General features: G+C 37.0%; 22 protein-coding genes and 1 tRNA gene. 18 read left to right on the top strand and 5 right to left on the bottom strand.

Translation table 11 applies throughout. The annotated features are described in order from the left end of the window. Positions 1–49: 49 nt before the first annotated feature. A complete protein-coding gene (locus ED2_RS15590; RefSeq protein WP_005881001.1) occupies positions 50–214 on the bottom strand; it encodes a hypothetical protein in 165 nt (54 codons plus the stop codon). Positions 215–367: 153 nt separating this feature from the next. Here ED2_RS15590 and ED2_RS01960 point away from each other — a divergent pair. Beyond that, positions 368–441, top strand: a tRNA-Arg gene (locus ED2_RS01960). Between the two features lie 349 nt (positions 442–790). Here ED2_RS01960 and ED2_RS01955 read toward each other — a convergent pair. Together ED2_RS01955 and ED2_RS01950 are read right to left on the bottom strand one after the other, a co-directional pair. Next, complete coding sequence (locus ED2_RS01955) at positions 791–1096, bottom strand: DUF898 family protein (RefSeq protein ID WP_016177083.1); 306 nt, start codon at positions 1094–1096, stop codon at positions 791–793. 487 nt (positions 1097–1583) lie between these two features. Beyond that, a complete protein-coding gene (locus ED2_RS01950) occupies positions 1584–2816 on the bottom strand; it encodes an aminopeptidase (RefSeq protein WP_005880997.1) in 1233 nt (410 codons plus the stop codon). Positions 2817–3072: 256 nt separating this feature from the next. On the opposite strand from ED2_RS01950, the gene ED2_RS01945 reads away from it, so the two are divergent. Further along, the gene (locus ED2_RS01945) at positions 3073–3642 is read left to right on the top strand and encodes a TetR/AcrR family transcriptional regulator (RefSeq protein ID WP_005880995.1); all 570 of its coding nucleotides are present in this window, start codon (positions 3073–3075) and stop codon (positions 3640–3642) included. A 121-nt stretch (positions 3643–3763) separates the two neighbouring features. Here the strand turns inward: ED2_RS01945 and ED2_RS01940 are convergent, their stop codons facing one another. Further along, positions 3764–4204, bottom strand: a complete 441-nt coding sequence (locus ED2_RS01940) for a flavodoxin (RefSeq protein WP_016177084.1) — start codon at positions 4202–4204, stop codon at positions 3764–3766. 167 nt (positions 4205–4371) lie between these two features. Here ED2_RS01940 and map point away from each other — a divergent pair, with 167 nt between their 5' ends. The 16 genes from map (at position 4372) to ED2_RS01860 (ending at position 22894) form a co-directional block, all read left to right on the top strand. Further along, positions 4372–5136: a type I methionyl aminopeptidase gene (gene map / locus ED2_RS01935; protein ID WP_005880991.1), complete on the top strand. Its 765-nt coding sequence runs from the start codon at positions 4372–4374 to the stop codon at positions 5134–5136. Between the two features lie 31 nt (positions 5137–5167). Further along, positions 5168–6091, top strand: coding sequence for a YihY/virulence factor BrkB family protein (locus ED2_RS01930; protein ID WP_005880989.1), 924 nt, complete (start codon positions 5168–5170; stop codon positions 6089–6091). Positions 6092–6170: 79 nt separating this feature from the next. Further along, complete coding sequence (locus tag ED2_RS01925) at positions 6171–7301, top strand: glycosyltransferase family 4 protein (protein ID WP_016177085.1); 1131 nt, start codon at positions 6171–6173, stop codon at positions 7299–7301. Continuing rightward, entirely contained in the window at positions 7302–8102 is an 801-nt protein-coding gene (locus tag ED2_RS01920) for a glycosyltransferase family 2 protein (protein WP_005880985.1), read from the top strand. After that, a complete protein-coding gene (locus ED2_RS01915; RefSeq protein WP_005880984.1) occupies positions 8102–8929 on the top strand; it encodes a glycosyltransferase in 828 nt (275 codons plus the stop codon). The genes ED2_RS01920 and ED2_RS01915 overlap by 1 nt, the downstream gene beginning before the upstream one ends. Before the next feature lie 4 nt (positions 8930–8933). Further along, entirely contained in the window at positions 8934–9641 is a 708-nt protein-coding gene (locus tag ED2_RS01910; RefSeq protein ID WP_005880982.1) for a glycosyltransferase family 2 protein, read from the top strand. 97 nt (positions 9642–9738) lie between these two features. After that, positions 9739–10605 (top strand): glucose-1-phosphate thymidylyltransferase RfbA, encoded by an 867-nt coding sequence (rfbA, locus tag ED2_RS01905; RefSeq protein ID WP_005880980.1) that lies wholly within the window; start codon positions 9739–9741, stop codon positions 10603–10605. Between the two features lie 13 nt (positions 10606–10618). Continuing rightward, positions 10619–11191 (top strand): dTDP-4-dehydrorhamnose 3,5-epimerase, encoded by a 573-nt coding sequence (gene rfbC / locus ED2_RS01900; RefSeq protein WP_005880979.1) that lies wholly within the window; start codon positions 10619–10621, stop codon positions 11189–11191. Between the two features lie 24 nt (positions 11192–11215). After that, a complete protein-coding gene (gene rfbB, locus ED2_RS01895; protein WP_005880978.1) occupies positions 11216–12244 on the top strand; it encodes a dTDP-glucose 4,6-dehydratase in 1029 nt (342 codons plus the stop codon). A gap of 151 nt (positions 12245–12395) precedes the next feature. After that, the gene (gene rfbD / locus ED2_RS01890; RefSeq protein WP_005880976.1) at positions 12396–13244 is read left to right on the top strand and encodes a dTDP-4-dehydrorhamnose reductase; all 849 of its coding nucleotides are present in this window, start codon (positions 12396–12398) and stop codon (positions 13242–13244) included. A gap of 56 nt (positions 13245–13300) precedes the next feature. Then, the gene (locus tag ED2_RS01885; RefSeq protein ID WP_005880975.1) at positions 13301–15328 is read left to right on the top strand and encodes a DUF7657 domain-containing protein; all 2028 of its coding nucleotides are present in this window, start codon (positions 13301–13303) and stop codon (positions 15326–15328) included. 242 nt (positions 15329–15570) lie between these two features. Continuing rightward, a complete protein-coding gene (locus ED2_RS01880; protein ID WP_227644963.1) occupies positions 15571–16791 on the top strand; it encodes an EpaQ family protein in 1221 nt (406 codons plus the stop codon). Between the two features lie 310 nt (positions 16792–17101). Continuing rightward, positions 17102–17908, top strand: a complete 807-nt coding sequence (locus ED2_RS01875) for an ABC transporter permease (RefSeq protein WP_005880971.1) — start codon at positions 17102–17104, stop codon at positions 17906–17908. Positions 17909–17919: 11 nt separating this feature from the next. Beyond that, complete coding sequence (locus tag ED2_RS01870) at positions 17920–19140, top strand: ABC transporter ATP-binding protein (protein WP_005880969.1); 1221 nt, start codon at positions 17920–17922, stop codon at positions 19138–19140. Next, on the top strand, positions 19130–20716 hold the full coding sequence (locus ED2_RS01865; RefSeq protein WP_005880968.1) for a class I SAM-dependent methyltransferase: 1587 nt from the start codon (positions 19130–19132) through the stop codon (positions 20714–20716). The genes ED2_RS01870 and ED2_RS01865 overlap by 11 nt, the downstream gene beginning before the upstream one ends. 39 nt (positions 20717–20755) lie before the next feature. Continuing rightward, positions 20756–22894: a glycosyltransferase family 2 protein gene (locus ED2_RS01860; protein ID WP_005880966.1), complete on the top strand. Its 2139-nt coding sequence runs from the start codon at positions 20756–20758 to the stop codon at positions 22892–22894. A gap of 366 nt (positions 22895–23260) precedes the next feature. On the opposite strand, the gene ED2_RS01855 is transcribed toward ED2_RS01860, so the two are convergent. Then, positions 23261–24244, bottom strand: coding sequence for a serine hydrolase domain-containing protein (locus ED2_RS01855; RefSeq protein ID WP_016177086.1), 984 nt, complete (start codon positions 24242–24244; stop codon positions 23261–23263). Positions 24245–24348: the final 104 nt, after the last annotated feature.

The following is a 24348-nucleotide window of genomic DNA, read 5'->3' as shown; positions in this document are numbered from 1 at the left end:
ATAAAAAAAGAACGGACAGAATAGCTCCTGTTCGTTCTTTTTCTCAATTTTATAATAAATCGTCTTTTTTTGTAAATTTAAACTTTCGACTCTCTTTTTTCTGAGGTTTGTTTTTTTCATGCTGATTGATTGCCTTTTTTGAAAGTTCTTCTCGTTCTTTCTTCGATGCATCAAAACGTTCAGCATAAACTTTTTCTTTTGGTTTGTCATTCATAAAAAAACCTCCTCTATCACCTGAATTTATAAGTACATTTTATCATTACAGGGTCTGACTTGGAAACGTTTTGCCTCGTTAAAACCAAGAGATTTTAGAATAGAAGCTTGCATGTGGCATATAAACAAGCTAAAATAATAGTATTGAGTTTTTGTTCCTGTAGCTCAGTAGGATAGAGCGATCGCCTCCTAAGCGATAGGTCGCTGGTTCGATCCCAGTCAGGAACGTATATATAGAACGAGACAAAAGTCGTTTAGGTTTGATAAATTGGAGAGAAAAACGAGCGTGGGACAAAAGTAAGAAACACTTCTGTCTCACACTCGTTTTTTTGAAATTTACGAAAGATCTGCCTTTTGGACGACGTTTATTTGAGAGTCTGAAGCAAAACTGATCTTTAGATTTTCCCACATTCTTGTTTTATATTTGTGCAAAAAATGCCAAACAAGTTATCATTTTCATATAAAGTAGTGAACAGTATCGATGTTTTATCTTGAGTCACCGCTTCTCATAGAGGAAGCAAACGAATCATCTCGATACATAAACTGTACTTGGTAGATAAAAATCAACCATAAAATATCAACCTGCTACATGCGTATGCTTCACTCGCCATTGTTCCAGTTTGATATGTAACCAAAAACCGTAAATCCCCAGCGTGATAAATGTCAGAAATAGCCACTTGATCCAATTTCCAAATAATTGCACTGCTGTACCATCGAAATACAGTCTTTTTCCATTGATCACTGTATGCTTGATCTTCCAATTATACAGCAAGCAAATTCCCCACGGTGCACAGATGCCGAAAGTACACACGGTAATCAAGGTAGCTAGGATCGATGTGCCGATATACGTTACTAATCCGCCATCAAAATACGAGTTTCTCATTTCTAATTCCTCTTTTCTAGGTTGGATTTTTTTGTAAAGAATCTGTATAACAAGAACAGTCTGCCGTATGCCAGTTCGAGTACGGATTTTTTTGGTTCCATAAAAAAACTTGGTGCGCTTAGGATAGTAAGAAGTCATTCTGCCTTTTTTTAGAGAAGGTGACAAATCGCTTTTTCTCATTTTTGATAAAGTTGTTTTCATGATTTTTCGAGCACTTTCAATTGTAGAAAAATCAATACATCAAAGAATGTATTCGTACTTCAGTAGGTCTTAGGCTGTCTTTCCAATATTGCTAGCATCAATGTCATTCAAAAGGAATTTTCTCATGGACATGGATAAGATGTGCAGATAGTCAGAAAAAAATAAACTAGCAATCACCACTAGCCAAGAAAATTTCTCCTAGTCAGTGATAGTTGCTAGTTTTTAGGATAATTAATCAGTAAAAAATTCTGATTTCATTCTTTAATGAAGAAGGGGAGCTAACTGATCATGCCCAATTACCATTGCGGAAAACGGGAACAGTTGAGCCGTCTTCACGAATGCCGTCAATATTCATTTTATCTGATCCTACCATGAAATCCACATGAGTTTGACTTCGATTCAAGCCAGCTTCTGCTAGTTCCTCATCGGTCATTTCTGTTCCGCCCTCTACACTGAATGCATAAGCGGCGCCGAGTGCTAAATGATTGGATGCATTTTCATCAAATAATGTGTTATAGAAGATGATACCTGATTGAGAAATAGGAGAGGGATCAGGTACAAGCGCTACTTCTCCTAACGAACGGGCACCTTCATCTGTATCCAATAATTTTGCTAATACGTCTTGACCCTGTTCTGCAGAAAAATCGATGACTTTTCCATCTTTAAATGTGAATGTCATTCCAGAAATAGTAGTCCCAGCATAACTTAGTGGTTTAGTACTAGAAATATACCCATTGATCCGACGATAATCTGGGGCAGTAAAGACTTCTTCCGTTGGCATATTTGCCATGAATTTTTCGCCACGGGCGTTATAGCTTCCAGCGCCTTCCCAAAGATGATTTTTTGGCAACCCTATAATGATGTCTGTACCTGGGGCAGTATAGTGTAAAGCAGAAAACTGTTCTTTATTTAGCTCTGCAGCTTTTTGCGCTAATGTTTCATCATGCTTTTCCCAAGCTAATATTGGATCTTCTTCATACACACGAGTAGTTTTAAAGATCTGATCCCATAAAGCATCGACCTGTTCTTCCTCAGGTAGATCAGGGAAGACTTTTGCAGCCCATTGTTTGCCTGCTGCTGCAACAACTGTCCAACTTACTTTATTTGCTTGTGTCGCTTTTCGAAGATTCATCAAGGCTTTGCCAGAGGCAGCTTGAAATGTGGCTACACGATCGCTATCGATTCCGGCAAATGCTTCAGGATCGGATGAAACGACACTGATTCGACTTGCACCTTTAGCTACCCAATCGTCTGTTTGATCAATTTTATATTGAGGGATTTGTTCGAGACGATCATTTGCTGCATGAGAAAGAAATTCTTTTTGGATGACATCGTCTGTCCATTGAACGATGACTTCAGCTGCACCTGATTGATAAGCTTCTTTTGTAATCAAACGTGCTAGAGGAGCCTGATCAACGTTGATTTGTAGGACAACGGTATGATCCTTTTTTACGCTGACACCAGTTTCAACGATCAAACGTGCGTATTTTTCAAGATTTTCATTAAAATTTGCTAACATAGTTTTTTTCCTCCTCATTATTTATCGGATAACTATTTGTATGATAACACTTAATAAAAGTATATACAATTTGCATAAACATGTAAATGTTAATTTATTGGATAAAAAATAGTGCTTTTTTTTCTTGATAATTGCTTTGATTTGAGTATTTTTATAAATATTCAAAAACAAGTTGTGTATAGTAAAAAAAACATGTTACAATAAAATCAATCAATGGTGGAAGCGTTATAAATAATTTCAAGGAGATTAAAAAATTATGGCAAGAAAAAAGACGATTACAAAGGAGCAGATTTTGTCAGCTGCATATGAAGTGGCTACCACAGAAGGTTTTTCAAGATTTACTGCTAGAAATATTGCAAATAAGATGAATTGTTCCACCCAACCGATTTATCTTGAATTTAAAAACATGGATGACTTAAAACGGGCACTGTTTGTACAAATCTATGATTACTTAAAATATGAAGTGTTTCCTGTAGTACATACTGGGAATACGATTATTGATTTAGCTTATAACTATATCCATTTCGCTAATCGCGAGAAAAAACTATATAGTTCATTGTACTTAGAAGAATATGGTGGGGGAAAGGAGATGCAGGCTTTCTCTTATAATTATTTTGTACAAATGGTCAAGGACGACCCCCAATATGCGTACTTGTCAGATGAACAAATCGAATCCTTGCATAATGGTACTTGGATTATTGCTACAGGTATTGCTGCCTTGATGTCCTCGAACATCATCCACCCCACAGATCACCAGATTGAAAAAATCATCCAAGACAATATTGATGCTATTTTGAATTTGAAAGAACCGATCGAAGTGGATTGATAACCATTCATTGTGCCGTTGAAAATCTTTGCCAAGCGTACCCGTTGATTTCCGAAATTAAATGCTTCTAATGATAAAAAGAGCGCATCCTGTCACTTCTCTCCGACAGGATGCGTTCTTTTTATATTTTTGCTGCGAGTGCTTTTGCGAAAGCTTCAAGATTCTCGATGTCTTCTTCTTCAGCGTTCAGATCGACTTTGACATTCTCTGCACCTTTGACAGCACCAGTTTTGGCGAATGCTGCATCAAAGTCGTCTACCGATTTACAAAATTCATCGTAAAAGGTATCACCTGAGCCGCACACACCATAGGTTTTTCCAGATAAGTCTAATTCTTGTAAGTCTTCATATAGATCAACGATCTCATCTGGTAAATCTCCGTCATCGTATGTATAAGTGGCGACGACACAAATATCTGCATCTTCAAATTCATCTGCATCCACTTGGGTACACTCGTTGATCTCAACTTCGATATCTAAATTTTCAAAAGCTTCTGCTACGATATCCGCAATTTCTTCTGTATTTCCAGTCATACTTGCATATACAATTTTTGCTAAAGCCATGGGTTGTGCCTCCTGATTAATAAATGAAATGAAGTGTTCATTTTTATAAAGTATACCAAAACATCGAGTAAAAGAAAACAGAACTTAGTGATTTGAGAGAATCTGATTTGGCGAAATTCAAGCTACTATGGTAAAATGAAAAGGATTTGTAAAAAGGAGACGAAAGTATGATTACATTAAAATCAGCACGAGAAATTGAAACGATGGCAGAGTCTGGTGCCTTACTAGCGGATGTACATAAAAATCTGCGAGATTTTATCAAACCAGGGATAACAAGTTGGGATATCGAAGTATTTGTTCGTAATTATATCGAAAGCCATGGAGGAATTGCTGCACAAATCGGTTTTGAAGGATACGAATATGCAACATGTATCAGTATCAATGATGAGATTTGTCATGGTTTTCCACGTAAAAAACCGCTAAAAAGCGGAGATCTAGTAAAAGTCGATATGTGTATCGACTTAAAGGGTGGAATTTCCGATTCATGTTGGTCTTACGTCGTTGGCGAATCTACACCTGAAATCGATCGTTTGATGGAAGTAACGAAAAAAGCACTTTATTTAGGGATCGAACAAGCACAAGTAGGCAACCGTATCGGTGATATCGGGCATGCTATCCAGACATATGTAGAAGGGGAAAACTTAGCTGTGGTCCGAGATTTTATTGGTCATGGTGTCGGTCCTACGATCCACGAAGAGCCACCAGTCCCTCATTATGGTGAAGCCGGCAAAGGGTTACGCTTGAAAGAAGGAATGGTCATCACGATCGAACCAATGGTAAATACTGGGACATGGAGAATGAAAATGGATCCTAATGGCTGGACAGCGTATACAAGAGATGGTGGTCTGTCTTGCCAATATGAACATACCTTAGCAATCACAAAAGATGGTCCAAGAATTTTGACATCTCAAGGTGAAGAAGGTACCTATTGATCAACTAAATGAATAGATATGGGAGAATTTTATGAAACTTTTGGCAAGAATCAAACAGAATGAAAACTTGATGCGGTTTATTGAAACAACACAAAAACGTATCACTGATTCAGAGATGGGAACTACGTCTGTTGTTGTAGCGTATTACTTACTCCTATCATTGTTTCCCCTGATTATTGCATTCGGGAATATCTTGCCATTTCTCCATATCGACCAAGAAACAGTCTTGACATATGTACGAGAAGTGATTCCAGAGACGATCTATCAGTTTATCGGTCCGGCAGTTAAAAACCTGCTAACTCAAAGCTCGGGCGGACTTTTGTCAGTGTCTGCTCTGGCAGCTTTGTGGTCTGCGAGTCAAAGTATCAATGCACTACAAATTGCCATGAACAAAGCGTATGGTGTGGAAAACAGAAAAAACTTTTTGATCGTCCGTTTTTTTTCACTTGTAGTGATCCTTTTGTTTATGTTTGCAATCAGTGGAGTGACGATCGTTTTAGGTCTTGGACAGTTGATTTTAGAAGCAATCCAACCTATTTTTAAATTTTCTGTGAACTTCATTGATCAATTCCAAACATTGAAATGGCCAATTACGTTGGTTGCTTTATTCGTTATTATGTTTTTGATTTATTTGATCGTTCCCAATGCGCAACTAAAGCTAAAGGCAGTGATTCCAGGAACGATTTTTGCAACAGTCGGTTGGATGTTGCTCTCACAAGTATTTGGTATTTATGCAAAGTATTTCGCAACACGAGTCAGCGGCTATCAAATCATCGGAAGTTTTATCGTGCTGATGTTGTGGTTGAATTTTGCAGCAACCATCATCATACTTGGCGGGATCATCAATGCTGTTGTGCAGGAATACATAACAGGTAAAGAAGTAAAAAAACGACGAGATCCTACTAACAAATGGATCACTCGTTTGAAAAATAAATTTTCTCATAAAAAAAATTAGATATGAGAGTTCTTCTTGTCAAATGCATAGAAGTGTTTTTATAATACTTTTGAACTCTTAGATTAAAGTAGGTGCCGATATGCTTGTTTCATTTAGTATGGTCATAAGATTTTTCTCAACGATATTATTATCTTTAATATTAACTCCTATATTTAAAATCATTTCAGTACAAACAGTAATGGTCGATAAACCAAATGAACGACGCATCAATAAAGTTCCAATGCCTTCTGCTGGAGGCTTACCTATTTTTCTTTCATTTGTGGCATCGACGCTATTCTTTTTTCGTGATATTATTCCCAAATTTTATATCCTTCCTATTTTATTCGCTGCTTCCGTCATTATCATAACAGGTGTGTTGGATGATAAATTTGAGTTGACACCGAAACAAAAAAGCGTCGGGATATTATTGGCATCCTTGATTATCTATTTTGTTGCAGACATCCATATCGATTCGTTTACGCTACCATTTTTCGGTTATATCGAATTAGGTTGGTTGAGTTTTCCAGTGACCATATTCTGGATATTTGGTATTACAAATGCAGTGAATCTGATAGATGGGCTAGATGGATTAGCAGCTGGGATCTCATTGATCGGATTGATCACGATCGGTATTATTGGGTACTTTTTTTTACATGCTTCTACGGTTTATATACCTATTGTCATCTTTTGTTTGGTAGCAAGTATCATTGGTTTTCTGCCGTATAATTTTTATCCTGCAAAGATTTATCTTGGAGATACAGGGGCACTTTTCTTAGGCTTCATGATGGCAGTTCTTTCTTTACAAGGATTAAAGAATGTGACGTTTGTTTCTTCTATTTCGTTATTGATCGTCATGGGAGTACCCGTCACGGATACATTTTTTGCTATCGTGAGAAGAAAAGCTAATCGTGTGTCATTTTCTACTGCGGACAAAAAACATTTACATCATCGCTTGATGAGCTTAGGCTTTACTCATAAAGGAGCGGTTTTAACGATTTATGCGATAGCACTGATGTTTTCCTTCACAGCGATGATCATGAATTACACTGGAGAACTAGGAACAATCGTTTTGATCATTTCTATGCTTTTTGCAGCGATTCTATTATTCGAATTGATTGGTCTGATCAATGAGAAGCATCAGTATATTCTTAAGACCTTGCGCTTTTTGGGTAATAAAGAATATCGGACACAAGTGATACAGAAATACAAGAAGAAATGGAATAGACGCTAAATGGAAAAAAGAATCGAACAGCCAATTTTAATCAGTATTGTGACGGCAAATAGCCAAAAAATCTTTCAAACCCTAGATACGCTTATTGCAAGTCTTGAGGATCAGCCAAACATCGAAATTCTGATATTTGATAACTGCTCTATGCCAGACTACCAAGAAAAATTAAAAGAGTATCTGCAGTATCCGTATATCAAAATTTATTTCAATGCAGAAAATAAAGGATTTGGGTATGGTCACAATCATAACTTGTTATCAAGCCAATCTCCTTATGCAGTTATTTTTAATCCAGATGTTTTAGTCGAAGAACAAACGATCGTGGAATTAGTTCAACTTTTAAAAGAGCATCCAGAATGTGCGATGCTCGCACCTAAAATATTGAACGAAGATGGTACGACACAGTATTTGATTCGTCAGCGATTGGCTGTGTTCGATTATATCTTACGTTTTATTCCTTTCCACTTTGTCAAACAGATGTTTGAAAAACGACTTGCAACGTTTGAATGTCGGGAATTGCCTGAGGACTCGAATAGCTATGTTCGTATGATCTCTGGGAGTTTTATGGTGATAGATGTCAAAAAATTCAAAGAAATCAATGGTTTTGATGAGCGTTACTTTATGTACTTTGAAGATAATGATCTCTGTTTAAAAGCCGAAAAGGCTGGGTATAAACTTCTTTATACACCAAAGTATTCGATCATCCATTTATATGGTAAAGGCGCCCATCGGAATTTTAAACTTTTCCGCATATTCTTGACTTCGATGGGGAAATTTTTCAATAAGTGGGGGTGGACTTTTTTTTGATGGAAAATCAATTATTAGTTGTGGTTGTTCTTTATCAACAAAGTTTGTCCCACATGCCTTCATATGATCTTTTTTCCAAATCTGTCTTTAATAAAAAGATTCAACTCGTAGTGTATGACAATAGCCGTGAACCACAAGCAGACCCGCTTTTTGAGACAGACAATGTTTTGTATTATCATGATGGGGAAAATCCAGGGCTCGCAAAAGCTTATAATTATGCGTTAGCGCATGCTAAAAAAGAGCATTCTTCTCTTGTTCTATTGGATCAAGATAGTCGATTAAGCGAGTCGTACTTTGATGAGTTATTGCAGATTATTTGGGTAGAGGATCAAGTAGCTGCTGTTCCCATGGTTTATGATCATGGACGTCAAATTTCACCGGTCTATGCAGATCAGTATGTGAATCGCCAAGTCCAAATGGTGGATAAACCACAACTCGTTAGCGACCGATTGATGGCGATTAATTCGGGCGCCGCTTTTTCCATTGATTTTTTAAAAGAAATCGGAGGATTCAATGTTGAATTTCCTCTCGATTTTTTGGATCATTGGTTATTTTGGAAAATACACCAGCGAAAGAAAAAAGTAGCTGTTTTACCTCAGAAAATCGAACATGATCTTTCCGTGCTTGATTATACGAAGGTGAACGTGAATCGATACCGCTCTATTTTACAGGCGGAAACTCTATTTTACCAAAATTATGATCAAGGATTACTAAAAAAACATCGAAAACAATTATTACTGCGTACAGCAAAGCAATTTTTGACAGTCAAAAACAGAAAAATCTGGCGATTGACCTTGCAATCCTTTGCTGAAAATTGGAAGGTGTGAGTTTGTGCATTCAGTTTGTATGGCTACTTTTAATGGTGAAAAATATTTAAAAGAACAACTAGACAGTATTCTAAAACAGCTGTCAACCAATGATGAGTTGGTTGTTTCTGATGACGGTTCCACAGATGGCACATTAGCGATTCTAGCGGAATATGCTGAAAAAGATGCACGGATCAAAATTTTTGAAGGACCAAAAAAAGGTCTTATTGCTAATTTTGGTCATGCCATTGAACAGACAAAAGGCGATATCATCTTTTTAGCAGATCAGGATGATGTGTGGTTAGAAGGAAAGGTCAATAAAATAGCAGCGTATTTTGAAACACATCCAGAACAATTAGTAGTAGTTTCTGATCTTATGATTGTTGATAGTGAATTGAATGAACGTCACTCTTCTTATTTTGCGTATCGTCAGTCAAAAGAAGGTTGGCTGAATAATTTGATCCGCAGTCACTATATCGGGGCGGGAATGGCATTTCGTTCTTCTTTGAAAAAAGACATTTTGCCTATTCCAATCGATGTTCCGATGCATGATATGTGGATCGGTTTATTAGGTGGAAAACATGTCGGCTTTATTCGACAACCGTTGACACTTTATCGCAGGCATGATTTCAATGTAAGTGAAATCAATACCCATTCAAAGATTCGTCAGAAAATTTCTTGGCGGCTCCATTTGCTGAAGGCTCTTGCCAAAAGAAAATGGTTGAGACGTTGATAAAAGATGTATAAATTGTCAAGAATTTCATGACAAATAGATAGTTTGATGAGATAATAACAAAGTAAAATTCCAAATAAAAGGAGAACTTATATTCATGAAGGGAATCATTCTTGCAGGAGGAAGCGGGACTCGCTTGTATCCTTTGACTAAAGCAACTTCGAAACAGTTGATGCCAATTTATGATAAACCAATGATTTATTATCCAATGTCAACTTTGATGTTGGCAGGTATCAAAGAAATTTTGATCATTTCGACACCTCAAGATACACCACGATTCAAGGATCTATTTGGTAATGGTAGTGAATTAGGCCTTCAGATCGAATATGCAGTACAAGAAAGTCCAGATGGTTTAGCACAGGCGTTCATCATTGGAGAAGAATTTATCGGTGATGATAGTGTGTGTCTTGTCTTAGGCGATAATATCTATTACGGCGGCGGATTATCCAAAATGTTGCAACGGGCTGCAGCGAAAGAAAGTGGCGCAACAGTTTTCGGTTATCATGTAAATGATCCAGAACGTTTTGGTGTCGTTGAATTTGATGAAAATATGCATGCTTTATCAATCGAAGAAAAACCGGAAAAACCGAAATCAAATTATGCAGTAACAGGTCTGTATTTCTACGACAATGAAGTCATCGAGATTGCTAAAAATATCAAGCCTTCAGAACGTGGGGAACTAGAAATCACTGATGTGAACAAAGCTTATTTAGAAAAAGGCAATCTCTCTGTAGAATTGATGGGACGCGGTTATGCATGGCTTGATACTGGGACCCATGAGTCATTGCTAGAAGCATCTACCTTTATCGAAACAATCGAAAAACGACAAAATCTAAAGGTCGCTTGCTTAGAAGAAATAGCTTACCGCATGGGCTATATCAATAAAGAACAACTAGCTACGCTAGCTCAACCACTGAAAAAAAATCAATATGGTCAATATCTTTTAAAATTGGCCTCTGAATAGGGAGTCTTTAGTAATGAAAGTAACTAATACAAAATTAACAGATGTTAAAATCATCGAAATGGATGTTTTTGGCGATCATCGTGGTTTTTTTACAGAAAGTTATTCAAAAGCAAAATTTGCTGAATACGGCTTAGACTTCGATTTCGTCCAAGACAATCATTCGCTGTCAGCTGAAGCTGGCGTTCTTCGTGGCCTTCATTTCCAAAAAGGAGAAGCAGCGCAAACAAAACTGATCCGAGTTACGTCAGGGGCTGTTTTAGATGTAGTTGTTGATATCAGAAAAGGAAGTCCTACCTATGGTCAATGGGATGGATTCATCTTGTCTGAACACAATCATCGTCAGTTGTTAGTACCAAAAGGATACGCCCATGGCTTTGTCACACTTACACCAAATGTAAACTTTCTTTATAAATGTGACAACTACTATAATGCTGAGGCAGATGGCGGCATCGCGTTTGATGATCCGGATCTAGCAATTGAATGGCCAATCGATCTTTCAAAGGCAATCATGTCTGAAAAAGACCACAACCATCCGACCTTAAAAGAATTTGAAGCAGAAAATCCATTTGTTTATGGTGAAATCTAACATTTGACGAGGAGTGAGATTCATATGAAAAATATCATTGTTACTGGTGGTGCCGGCTTTATCGGCTCCAACTTTGTCCACTATGTGGTAAATAATCATCCAGAAGTCCATGTAACCGTCTTAGATAAGTTGACATATGCTGGAAACAAAGAGAATCTGGCGGGGCTTCCTAGCGATCGTGTAGAATTAGTCGTAGGAGATATCGCTGATGCGACAATCGTTGATTCTTTAGTAAAAAATGCAGATGCTGTCGTGCATTATGCGGCAGAATCACATAATGATAATTCTTTAAAAGATCCATTTCCATTTGTTCAAACGAACATCATAGGCACGTATACATTACTTGAAGCTTGTCGTAAATACAACGTTCGTTATCATCATGTCTCAACAGACGAAGTCTATGGAGATCTTCCACTACGTGAAGACTTGCCTGGGCATGGAGAAGGAGCAGGCGAAAAATTCACTGCTGAAACACCGTATAACCCATCAAGCCCTTATTCTTCAACGAAAGCTGGCTCAGATTTGTTAGTCAAAGCGTGGGTGCGTTCTTTCGGTTTACAAGCGACGATCTCAAATTGCTCAAATAACTATGGCCCATATCAGCATATTGAGAAATTTATTCCACGACAAATCACCAACGTTTTAAGTGGCATTCGTCCAAAATTATACGGCGAAGGTAAAAATGTTCGTGACTGGATCCATACAAACGATCACTCTTCTGCTGTGTGGTTGATCTTGACTAAAGGAAAGATCGGCGAAACTTATCTGATCGGTGCAGATGGTGAAGAAGACAATAAAACAGTGATGGAATTGATTTTAGAATTGATGGGGCAACCTAAAGATGCTTATGATCATGTCAATGATCGCGCGGGTCATGATCTTCGCTATGCGATTGATTCAACAAAATTACGTGAAGAACTTGGTTGGAAACCAGAATTCACTAATTTCCGTGACGGGTTAGCCGACACTATCAAATGGTATGAAGATCATCAAGACTGGTGGAAAAAAGAAAAAAAAGCTGTTGAAGCAGCTTATGCTAAAAACGGACAGTAGATCCACTACACGTAGCTTGTCGATATCTGAGAAGATGCGGTTGGTAACGTGAAAATATGTTGATTTACTTATGTATCACAAATTATAAAAGGGGAGCTGTGACAATTGTTACAGACCCTTTTTTAAAACGAAAAAAGAGGAGAGAACAACAATGATTTTATTAACAGGAGGAAACGGACAACTTGGAACAGAGTTGCGCCACTTATTAGATGAAAAAGGACTATCTTATGTATCAACAGATGCGAAAGAATTAGACATTACAGATGCTGAAAAAACAATGGCTTATATCACTGAATTGAAACCAGAAATCATTTTCCATTGTGCAGCGTATACTGCGGTAGATAAAGCCGAAGAAGAAGGCAAAGAATTAGATGAAAAAATCAATGTGGATGGAACAAAAAATGTGGCGCTTGCAGCTAAAGCATCAGGGGCTAAATTAGTGTATATCAGCACGGACTATGTCTTTGATGGCAAAAATAAAGACAAAGAATATGAAGTTGATGATGCAACGAATCCTTTGAATGAATATGGCCGTACAAAATTATTGGGAGAACAAGCTGTCCAAGATATTTTAGATGATTACTATATTATCCGTACTTCTTGGGTATTCGGTATTTATGGACATAACTTTGTCTTCACGATGCAACGTTTGGCAGAAACCCATGATCGCTTGACGGTCGTCAATGATCAGTTTGGTCGACCAACATGGACAAGAACACTTGCAGAATTCATGGTCTACGTGATTGAACAACAAGCGCCTTACGGTATTTATCACTTGTCGAATGAAGATAGCTGTTCATGGTATGAATTCGCCAAAGAAATCTTAAAAGAAACAAATGTTGAAGTGGCACCAGTCACTTCAGAAGAATATCCACAAAAAGCCGTTCGCCCACAATATTCTGTCATGAGTTTGAAAAAAGCAGAGGAATTAGGTTTTGTTATCCCTACTTGGCAGGAAGCATTGGAAAAAATGCTAGTGGCAGCCAAAAATAATCAATAGATATGAATGTTTTTCCTCATTATTAAAAGAAAAGAAACAAGAAATTGGAGAATGATATGGAAAAACAAACAAGAAGTGCACGACAGACATCAAAAAGAAAGGAACAGTCAGGTTTTTCTTTTCTTGATGTATTTCTAAAACTTCGATATTTGATTGGTCTTTTAGTCATCGTAGTCATTGTTACGTTCAATCTAAATGGCAGTTCTCTCGGCACATGGGACAAATATATCTCACAACGAGAAGATGGTAAGAAGACAGATGTGATTTTTGGCCAAAATCGAGAGGTGCGGTCAGATGAATGGTTAGTCCAAACGCCATTTTATCTTTCACAAGCTGAAAATGATTATCCCTTAGTAAATGATGATTATTCACTAAATGGTCAAAATATGATCATTGCTTATAATTCGCCAGTAAAAGATATCACAGTGATCGGCAAACCTTTCAACTGGGGCTTCTTTTTCCTTGGAAGAGATCGTGGGCTATCCTTTTATTGGGCGATGAAACTGGTTGTCATGGTGTTATTAGGCTTTGAAGTTTTAATGATCTTAACAAGAAAGAAAAAAGCATTGTCACTGATTGGTTCTTTTGCACTAACCTTTTCACCAGCTGTGCAATGGTGGTTCATGCAGCATGTAGGCGATCTGATATTCTTCACGTTAGGTCTGATGGTCGCTTTTTACCATTATTTTTACCAGCATGAGAAGAAGTGGCTCAGGGCGTTGATGATGTTGTTGGTTGTGATTTTTGGGCTCGGGTTTATCTTAGTCATTTATCCAGCGCATCAAGTGATGCTCGCATATTTGCTTGTCTTTTATTTTATTGGATTGCTGATCTACTACGGGAGAAAAATTACTTGGGATTGGTTCGATGCTGTTTTGATTATCGGAGCTGTTCTTTTCATTGGTGGGATCATGGTCCATTTTTGGCTCACTTCTAAAGATGCCTTGATGGCTTCGTTAAATACATTGTATCCTGGGAAACGTGTCAGTACAGGTGGAAATTGGACAATTGGTAAATTTTTCTATTTTCTGACAAACTGGAAGATTCCTTTTAAAGACATCACTTTTTCTAATAATTCAGAAGTGGCACTCTTTTATCACTTTTTCCCGACCGTTTTTTTGGCTAGTCCATTTGTGTTATTGGGCAAAAAAAATAGTGAACAAAAATTATTTGGTCGAGTTTTGATGTTATTTTGTTTGTTTGCGATTTTTTGGATCACTGTGGGATTACCCAAGGAAATTGCTGAAATCACTCTATTGTCTTATGTACCAACGGCTAGAGCCTATTTAACATTTAGTTTTGCGGCTTGTCTACTGACGATTTGGTTTATTGCGTATATTTGGCAAGAAGATGTTATTCCAACATGGTATAAATTTATCCTATTAATTGTGAATGCAGGGATTTATACGTATGCATTGATGAATTCAAGAATGGCTGATTATTTTTCTGTCATGGAAATCACTACAATAGTTGTGTTGGGGACGTTGATGTTGGCTTTTGTCTTATTCCATCATGCTCGTTTGTTCTATCTCTCGTTTGTAGCATTGATCGTGGCTTCTGGCTGTTTCGTCAATCCAGTCGTAGAAGGAACAGGGGCCATTTTTGAAAAAACATTAGCAAAAGAAATCCAACAAATCAATCAGCAAGATCCTGGAAAAGTGTGGTTGTCAGAAGATGAACTCTATAATTTTACACCAACGTTAGGTGTAAAATCATTTAATACAGTCCGTTTTTATCCAGATATGAACGCTTGGAAAAAAATAGATCCAGATAAAGAGTACGAGAAATACTACAATCGTTATGCCCATACGCGAGCGTTTATTGCGAAGGAGGATACTTCTTATATACTAGACCGCCCAGATATGTTTTCTGTAACGTTGAATTTCAAAGATGCAGAAAAACTAGGGATCCACTACGTAGTAAGCAAGCGTCCGTTAACAGATTATAATTTGCTTGGTGAAGCACAATTTACTCAACTTTATGGTCCAGATAACGACGGGTATAGGATATTTGAAGTGACTTATCCTGAAAATGATTTGAGTAATATCAATAACACCACTACTGATAACGTAGCCAATTGGTGAGAACACGGAAAATACAGTTACTATCGCCATTCTAAAACGATGAGTAAAAAGCTGATTTTCCGTAATAAGACGGATCATTTATAGAAATAGGATGAACTATTTTTAAATGATCTGTCTTTTTTTCTTGGAAATTTCTTGCTATTTGATCGATTGTTAAAATAAAACTTTTGTTTATTTTTCAAAAACAGTATAATCAAATAGAATAGAAGGAGGGAAAGAAAATTCAAACGATAGTAGAAAAATTGATTAATAAAATGAGTGCATTACTGTTATTATTACTTGTATCAGCTATTTTTTTCATTTGGACAGTAGGTCTAAGTGTTCCTTCAGCTACCTTTTTGTATAACAATAGTTCATTATTAGTGACATACGGCATCTTTATTTTATTTGCATTGAATCTCTACAAAATAAGAGGTTTTGACTTTTTCTATCTCGCAATTGCGATAATGATTTATTTCTTTTATGCTCATTTTCGCGATGTTAGAGATAGTTCAATATATATTGACTTATTGATACCTCTTATTGTGGCATTAGTACTGATCGTGAAATGGATCGAATTTGATAAATTGGATCGAGCAGTTTATATGCTGGTTTTTTATATCTTTTTAGGCATTACTGTTTATCGCGTATTCACTGAAATAAAGGTTCCAGAAGGACAAAGTATCTGGATGCCAAGTAACAAATTGTCAGATATATGGATCAATACCAATACGATTGGCAGTTCATTGATGATGCTTTCCTTATTGATCAGCAGCTTTGCTAGTTCATTTGAACGATGGTATGTACACTTGCTAGGGGTACCTGCGTTAGTTGCGGGTATTTTAGGGATTTGGGTCTGTCAATCGAGAGGGGCATTGATTGCCATGATCGTATTTGTTTTATTAGATATCTGGCCAAAGCAATTCTTTAAAACGATCAGAGCTCCATTCCTAGGATACTTTGCCGTTGCTGTGTTGGCGTTACCACTTTCCTTTTTAGCTGCTGTTTCAGAAAAAGTCAATATTTTCACGGGTAGAGAAGAAATCTGGTTGAAATTTTACGACACGATCGCAGAAAAAAGCCAACAGGTTTGGTTTGGAATGAAACCATTTATTTTTCAACGAGGAACGCAATATTTGGGTAACCATAACAGCTATAATTCATTCCTGAACCTCTATGGATTAGTAGGTGTAGTGATCGCAGCGATTCTGCTCCTCATCTATGTTGGAAGACTAACATTAAATGGTGACTTATCAAATGGACAAGTTACCTTCTTGTGGGCTTTTTTTGCAGTGATGATGCAGTCATTCATGGAAGATACACTTACCTCATTTGCTTGGCTACCAATTGTCTACCTACTATTAGCGATGACCACTCATCGTTATGATCTACCGAAACAACAGCCTGAATTGAATGCTATGCCAATAGAAACGGAAGAACCTACGACCTCAAGAGTCGCCCGTCACTATGAAGCGATGCATTAAGAAAATGATTCATAGTGTATCTATTTCTAATCGTTAGTTCAATCAAAGAACCAGATAAAAGCCGCCAATTACTAAAATTTGTGAATCAAATTTTAGTAATTGGCGGCTTTTTCTTAGAGAAAGAGCATTTTGACTGTTGTCTAGGCAAGGGCTGCATTGCAATTACTGGCTATCTTTTGTAAAATAAGAACGTTAGAGTTAAGTTTGCTTAATAGAAAATTAAGAAATAAAGAATATCGCAGTCCGTCAATAAAAATGTGGTAGAATGGCACATGACTGTAATTAACAGAAATTGCTTGGAGGAACACAAATGTTTAAAGATCTGTTTTTATTTATGAAAGATATCTATCAGAACAGAAAGTTATTGCTTCAATTTTCAGTAAATGATTTCAAGTCACGCTATGCGGGCTCTTTTTTAGGAATTTTATGGGCGTTCATCAACCCAGTATTTACTGTCTTGATCTATTGGTTAGTTTTCGGCTTTGGTCTAAAAGCAGCGATGACTGACGGAAAGTATCCCTTTATCGTTTATTTGATCACTGGGATGGTTCCATGGTTCTTTTTCTCTGATGCATTTACTTCGACAACGCTTGTTTTTAGGGAGTATACGTATTTAGTGAAAAAAGTAGTGTTCAATATCCGCATTTTGCCAACGACTAAAATTTTAGCGAACCTTTATACCCATCTTTTCTTTATTTTGATTGGGTTGTTAGTTGCGGCAATTTATGGGATTTTTCCTACTGCGATGACATTGCAATTGATTTATTATTTGTTCTGTATGTGCGCTTTTTTAACAGGATTGACTTGGTTGACTGCATCGATCCAACCCTTTTTACCCGATTTAATGCAGCTGATCACTATTTTACTACAGTTGATCATGTGGACATTGCCAATCCTTTGGAGTCCAGCACAATTTAACCCAATGATCATCAAGATCCTTAAGTTGAACCCACTATATTATGTTGTCCAAGGCTACCGCGAATCATTCTTAAGTCAAGCTTGGTTCTGGGAGCATGGGATGTACACGTTGTATTTCTGGGTCTTCACGTTAGCTATTTTTATAATCGGATCTGCAGTGTTCCGTAGATTGAAACCACATTTTTCAGATGTGTTGTAAGGAGTATAAACATGACAGAGTATGCGATTAAATTAAACAATATTACAAAATCTTATAATATGTATGCAAAACCTTCAGATCGTTTTCGTGAAGCGTTGAATCCCTTTAAAAAATCTTATCATGATGTCTTTTATGCATTGAAAAATATCAATGTTGAAATAAAAAAAGGTGAGATGATCGGATTTGTTGGAGAAAACGGATCAGGAAAATCAACGATGCTTAAAATCATCACCGGGGTATTGACTCCGACTTCAGGCACGATGGAGATTGAAGGAAAAATCTCTGCTTTGCTAGAATTAGGTTCAGGATTCAATCCAGAGTATTCTGGCTATGAAAATATCTATTTAAATGGAATGGTCTTAGGCTTTTCTCGTGATGAGATCGACGGGATGGTGGATGATATCATTGAATTTGCAGATATCGGTGACCATATTTATCAGCCAGTAAAAACATACTCAAGTGGGATGTTCGTACGTTTAGCTTTTGCGGTTGCCATCAATGTCAATCCAGATATTTTGATCGTGGATGAAGCATTAGCTGTCGGTGACTTGGAGTTCCAATTGAAGTGTATGGAAAAATTTACTGAAATCAAAAATTCAGGTAAGACAATTTTATTCGTTTCTCATGACATAAGTTCAGTCCGCCGATTCTGTGATCGTTCTTATTGGTTGAAAAATGGAGAAGTCGTGGAATACGGCGATACAATGGATGTTACCACGAATTATGAGAACTTCTTGAAGAAAAAATCAGTCAAGACAGTTGACCGAAACAAAAACCAAGTAGAACGTTTTGCTGCTCCAGATATTGTTGATGTGCTGAGCGCTGAACTATTAGATAAAGACAAAAAGCCGATCGATGTCCTTCAACAAGGAGAAACGCTTTACGTCAAAGTAACTTACGAAGTAAAAGAAGAAACGATCAAAAATCCAGTGTTGGGGATTGCGTTACGAACAGTAGATAATTTTTATGTTTGTGGATTAAACACGTTGCTTGATGGAATCAAGATTCCTTGGAAGAAAGGGAAGAATGTTTTTTATTTAGAATACAACAAACTTGGCCTATTGGCTGGCGAGTATTATTTTGATGTAGCGGTCTTTGAAGAAAATGCCACTGTTCCTTTAGTCTACAAAACAAAATATATGAATCTATTTGTCAATGGTTCGTATATCGGCGAAGGAATCGTGATCTTGGACCATAAATGGGAAGAAGGTAATCAGAGCGATGAAATATGATTTTGAGATGGATTTAGACGAGCAAAGTAGTGTAGGTAAAATTGCTGCTCAAATCAAACCTGGAAGTAAAGTATTGGAATTTGGCCCAGGTAATGGCCGATTGACGAAACATTTAATCGGCGCAAAAAATTGTCAAGTAAGTATCGTGGAACTAGACAAAGAATTGTTTGATTTTGTCAATGAGTTTTCACAAGATGGCTTCTATGGCGATATCGAAAGTTTTGAATGGGCGAATTACTACGCTGGTCAAACATTTGACTATATCTTATTTGCAGATGTTTTAGAACATTTAGTCAATCCAGGAACAACCTTGAAAAAGGTCAGAGAATTCTTAAATGAAGATGGTGAGATACTCATCACATTTCCAAATCTCGTTCATAATTCAGTGATGATCCACCTCTTCAATAATGAACTACCTTGGGCTTCTTACGGTTTGTTAGATGAAACACATAATTCTTTTTATACGCATGAGGGCTTCCAAAAAGTTTTTGAAAAAGCTGGGTTATATGTCAATATCGAGGATTACCTTTATTTAGCAGTAGGAGATACAGAGTTAAAATCAACTTATGGAGAATTACCTGAAGCGGTCCGTTATGATTTCAAAATGCGCCCATTCGGAGAAGTTTATCAGTATTTCTTCTCGTTGATGAAACATCCGGTGGAAAAGAACAAAGTTTCTGAACCGCAAAATTCAAATTATGTACGACTAATGGACATGAAACAAAAAACTGCCAGTCAAGAAACGAGTCAAACGATTCCGTTCAACAATCATACCGGTGAAAACCAAGTACTCTCTTTTTCTATCCCAGAAGATGTAGAAACTGTTTCCTTCTTGTTTGAAGAACAACCAAGTACCATCGAATTTCAAGTGGAGATTTCTGGAGAGAAAGGCGAGTATCTTCAAACAAATGCGGTGATCCGTACACCAAGTGATTGCTACTTATTTGATGGAAAAGAACGACCAATGTTTCTTCTTTCTAATGTTGCTGGGAAAGAGATAACGGTTCATTGCCATTATCGATTCATTGGTGAACTAACTAAAACGATGGAAGAATTGCTAGCTACGATCAAACCATTAGCAGCAAACCAACAGCAACTTGAAACAAGAATCGATATGCTTGAAAAAGAAAATCAGCAATTAAGAATCGACAAGACGACATTAGATCATTACTTGCAAACAACTACTACTCGTTATTATTCGTTATTAGATGAACAAGAGTTCACGATCAAATCACGTGGAAAACGACTAAAAGAAACACCAAAGAAAATCCAAGCAAAAGAACTATCTTTATGTGTCGATAGTCGATCATGGAATCCTGAAAAGAAACTATTGACGATCATAGGATGGGGGATTTCGAATAGTGATCGTAAACCGTTAGCGTATCATTTGTCAGAAAACCAATCTCCTTATTTTAATGTGTTACAGGTTGAACGTCCTGAAGTCAATCAGGCAGAACAACTCCCAGCAGGAATGAAAGCTGGTTTTGAGTTACAGATACTAAGTGAGCAAGACCAACGCTCATTTATGGTCGAGTTGACAGCTGAGAATGGGCAAACATGGTTTGTAGAAATCTGATCACATTTATTCAAGAAAGATAAAGGAGAACGGAAGATAGTGCAAAAAAAAGAAATTGCCGTATTTATTGATAAAATCACCCGCGAACGAGCAACGGGCGATTTGCTGATCGTCGGTTGGGCAGTCGATGAGGTTACAAAAGAGATTCCTCATATCAAAGTAGATAAAGAAAATGTTATCGCAGAGGTAACAAATGTCGTTCGACTCGATATCAATCATTTATACAACTTAGATGTGAAAACACCAAGCGGTTTTTCGATCCGCTTATCTGGACGATTAAAAGGCAGAGCAATCCTCGACTTCCAGACCAAAAAACATCAAAATGGGATCGCTGTGAAACTAAATAGTCGTTACCCTTATGATGATGGACTAGAAACTGGTTGGGAAAAGAAAAAACGGTTATTGAAAAAAGGCATCAATTATGCCAGAACACATGGTGTAAAAAAAGCAATTCGCCGAGTAAAACTAGAACTAAAACCAGGTTCAATCGATTATGCAGAGTGGATCACTCGCCACGAAAATATCGATTTGAAAAGTCAACAAGAGCAGTCTAAAAAATTTGACTATCGCCCGCTGATTTCCATAGCGATGCCCGTTTACAATGTAGAAATCAAATGGTTAGAAGAGTGTATCGATTCTGTGATAAATCAAACTTATGATAACTGGGAACTGTGTATCAGTGATGATGCATCTACCGATCCCAAAATCAAGAAATGTTTAGAAGCTTATGAGAAAAAAGAGCCACGGATCAAAGTTGTCTTTCGAAAAGAAAATGGGCATATCAGTTTAGCAACAAATTCTGCATTAGAAATCGCAACTGGTGAATTCATTGCTTTGCTGGACAATGATGATGAATTACCACCTCATGCACTTTTTGAAGTAGTGAAAGTTTTAAATGAGCGACCTGAACTTGATGTGATCTATAGTGACGAAGACAAGATCGATGCTGAGGGGAATCGTTTCGATCCACATTTCAAAGCAGATTGGTCACCAGATACTCTAATGGGAAATAATTACATTTCACATTTAGGTGTTTATCGTTCAAGTATCGTCAAGTCCCTTGGTGGATTTAGAAAAGGGTATGAAGGATCGCAAGATTATGATTTAGTCCTACGAGTGACAGAACAGATCCCTGAAGACCATATTTACCATATTGATAAAGTACTTTATCATTGGCGAACGATTCCAGGTTCAACAGCCAGCAGCGGCGAAGCGAAAAGTTATATCTATGATTCTGGCGTGAAAGCTTTAACTGATGCTCTAAATAGAAGAGGGATCAAAGGGACCGTCCGTCCAGGTTTGATCTCAGGTTTCTATGAAGTCACTTATGAGGTATTGCAAGAAGAGCTGGTCAGTGTCATTATCCCAACAAAAAATGGGTATGATGATCTGAAACTATGCGTCGACTCAATCATTGAAAAAACAAGTTATCCAAATTATGAGATCATTATTGCAGATAATGGGAGTACAGATCCTAAGATGCAAGAGCTGTTCGCTGAATACAAAAAGCAATTGGACGAACGATTTATCGTGGAGTTGATCGATATTCCTTTCAATTATTCTCGAATAAACAATTTAGCTGCAGAAAAAGCAAGTGGAAAATATCTCTTGTTTTTAAATAATGATACCGAAGTCATTGAACCAAATTGGATGACGACAATGGTTTCTTATGCTCAGTTTGATCGTATCGGTTGCGTTGGAGCGAAGTTGTATTATCCAGATGATACGACTCAACATGCAGGTGTACTTGTCGGAATTGGTGGGGTTGCAGGGCACGCGTTGAATAACTACGATCGTACCCACTGCGGTTATTTTGGTCGGTTAGTCATCGATGTGAATTATCTAGCGGTCACGGCTGCTTGTATGATGGTTAAAGCAGCTGATTTTAAAGCTGTCAATGGATTCGATGAAACGCTAGAAGTGGCATTCAATGATGTCGATCTATGTTTGAAAATCTATGAATTAGGTAGATACAATGTTTATGCACACCAAGTAGAACTGTATCATTTTGAATCAAAATCCAGAGGGTATGAAGATACCCCTGCAAAGCAAAAACGATTTGCTGGTGAAATCAAAAAAATGCAAGATAAATGGCCAGCATATATTGCACATGATCCATTTTACAATGATAATTTAACAAAAGAAGGAATCGGCGACTTTTCGTTGAGACCAGATTAAACTATAATAAAAAGCTGTTATGTTGTGATTCGCTCGCACATAACGGCTTTTTATATTTTTTTGTCAAAAAAGGCAGAAGGTGCCGACTCCAAAAAATAAGTCGAGGTTGGGACAGAAGTGTTTAACTCCGAGAAATAAGAAGAAATTCACGAAAATTGCTTTTCAAATTTTTGTGAATTTCGGCTTATTTAAGAAGGAGTTGCTTCTGCTCCCAACGTTTATTCGTTTTTAAAGAATGAGACAAAAGTGTTTCTTACTTTTGTCCCACGCTCTTATTCATGCTCAGAGCGCCAATAGATACAAAATCATAGTCAAAGTTTCACGAACCCTAGCTGTCAAAGAATCGATACTTTATTTTAATATAAGCTATTTTAAAATAAATGGTTTAAGGTATTCCTCTACAAAAGCCACTCTATCAATTATCATGGGTTTAAAATAAGAAGTGATAGAAATAACCAGATTATTTTTAGCGTCAATATAAAGTACATTTCCGCTATTGCCAATTGCTGAATATATTTTGTTCTCAGAATCTAATACCCACCATAAATAGCCATATCTCATATTTTGTAAGTCTTCTAAAGCACCGGTTCTAGGTTTGAACATCTCATTTATCCACTTGGGTGGTACGATTTGTTTTCCTTTATACATCCCTTTATTTAGGCATAATACACCAATTTTTGCCAAATCACTTGCCGATAAACACAAACCATATCCTGCTGTCCCGATATTTAGTGGATTACAAAACCAGATATTGGTTTTAGGAGACTTATCCATTGTAAACTGCTTATGTTCTTCAGCTGTTTTAGCATAATAATTGACATGGTTTGGTATCCCTATAGGATCAAATAGATACTTATTGGCAAAATCAACAGTTGTTAGCTTACTTGTCTGATACAACAAGCCAGTTAATATGTGTAAGCAGACAGTTTGATAGTTGAATTCGCCGGTTATACCTTTTCTTCCTCCTAATAAATCTAGTGATGCTTTTGTCCAATCTTCACTTGAACAGACTTTTGTCCATGGATCGCCTTTACATTTATAGGGTGCTTTCATTGTTAGCAAGTGCTTGATTGTAATAGCGTAAATAGTTTTCTCCCCACGTTTCACTTTATATTCTGGAAAATAATCTAATACTTTATCATCGATACTTTTGATTAATCCTTGTTCTAAAGCAATGCCAATCAGCAAAGATACAATACTTTTCGTTGCTGACATGATATGACAAGTATCATCTTTTTTATAACCATTCCATTCATCTGTATAAACTTCTACCCCATCCTTATATGCAACAACTTGACATATATTTGGTTGTCGAAAACCAATAAAATCATGTAACTCTTGTTTATTCATAAGATATTACCTCACTTTCTTCTATAAGCATAATGTCATTAAAAATCGATTTCAATTTTTTTCGATTCTCCATGAAATACAGGTATTCTTATAGGCTAGACAGT

This window comes from Enterococcus durans NBRC 100479 = LMG 10746 (genome assembly GCF_001544215.1).
GTDB classification, from domain to species: domain Bacteria; phylum Bacillota; class Bacilli; order Lactobacillales; family Enterococcaceae; genus Enterococcus_B; species Enterococcus_B durans.
Note: the sequence above shows the minus strand (reverse complement) of the source record. Positions and strands in the feature narration are given on the sequence as shown.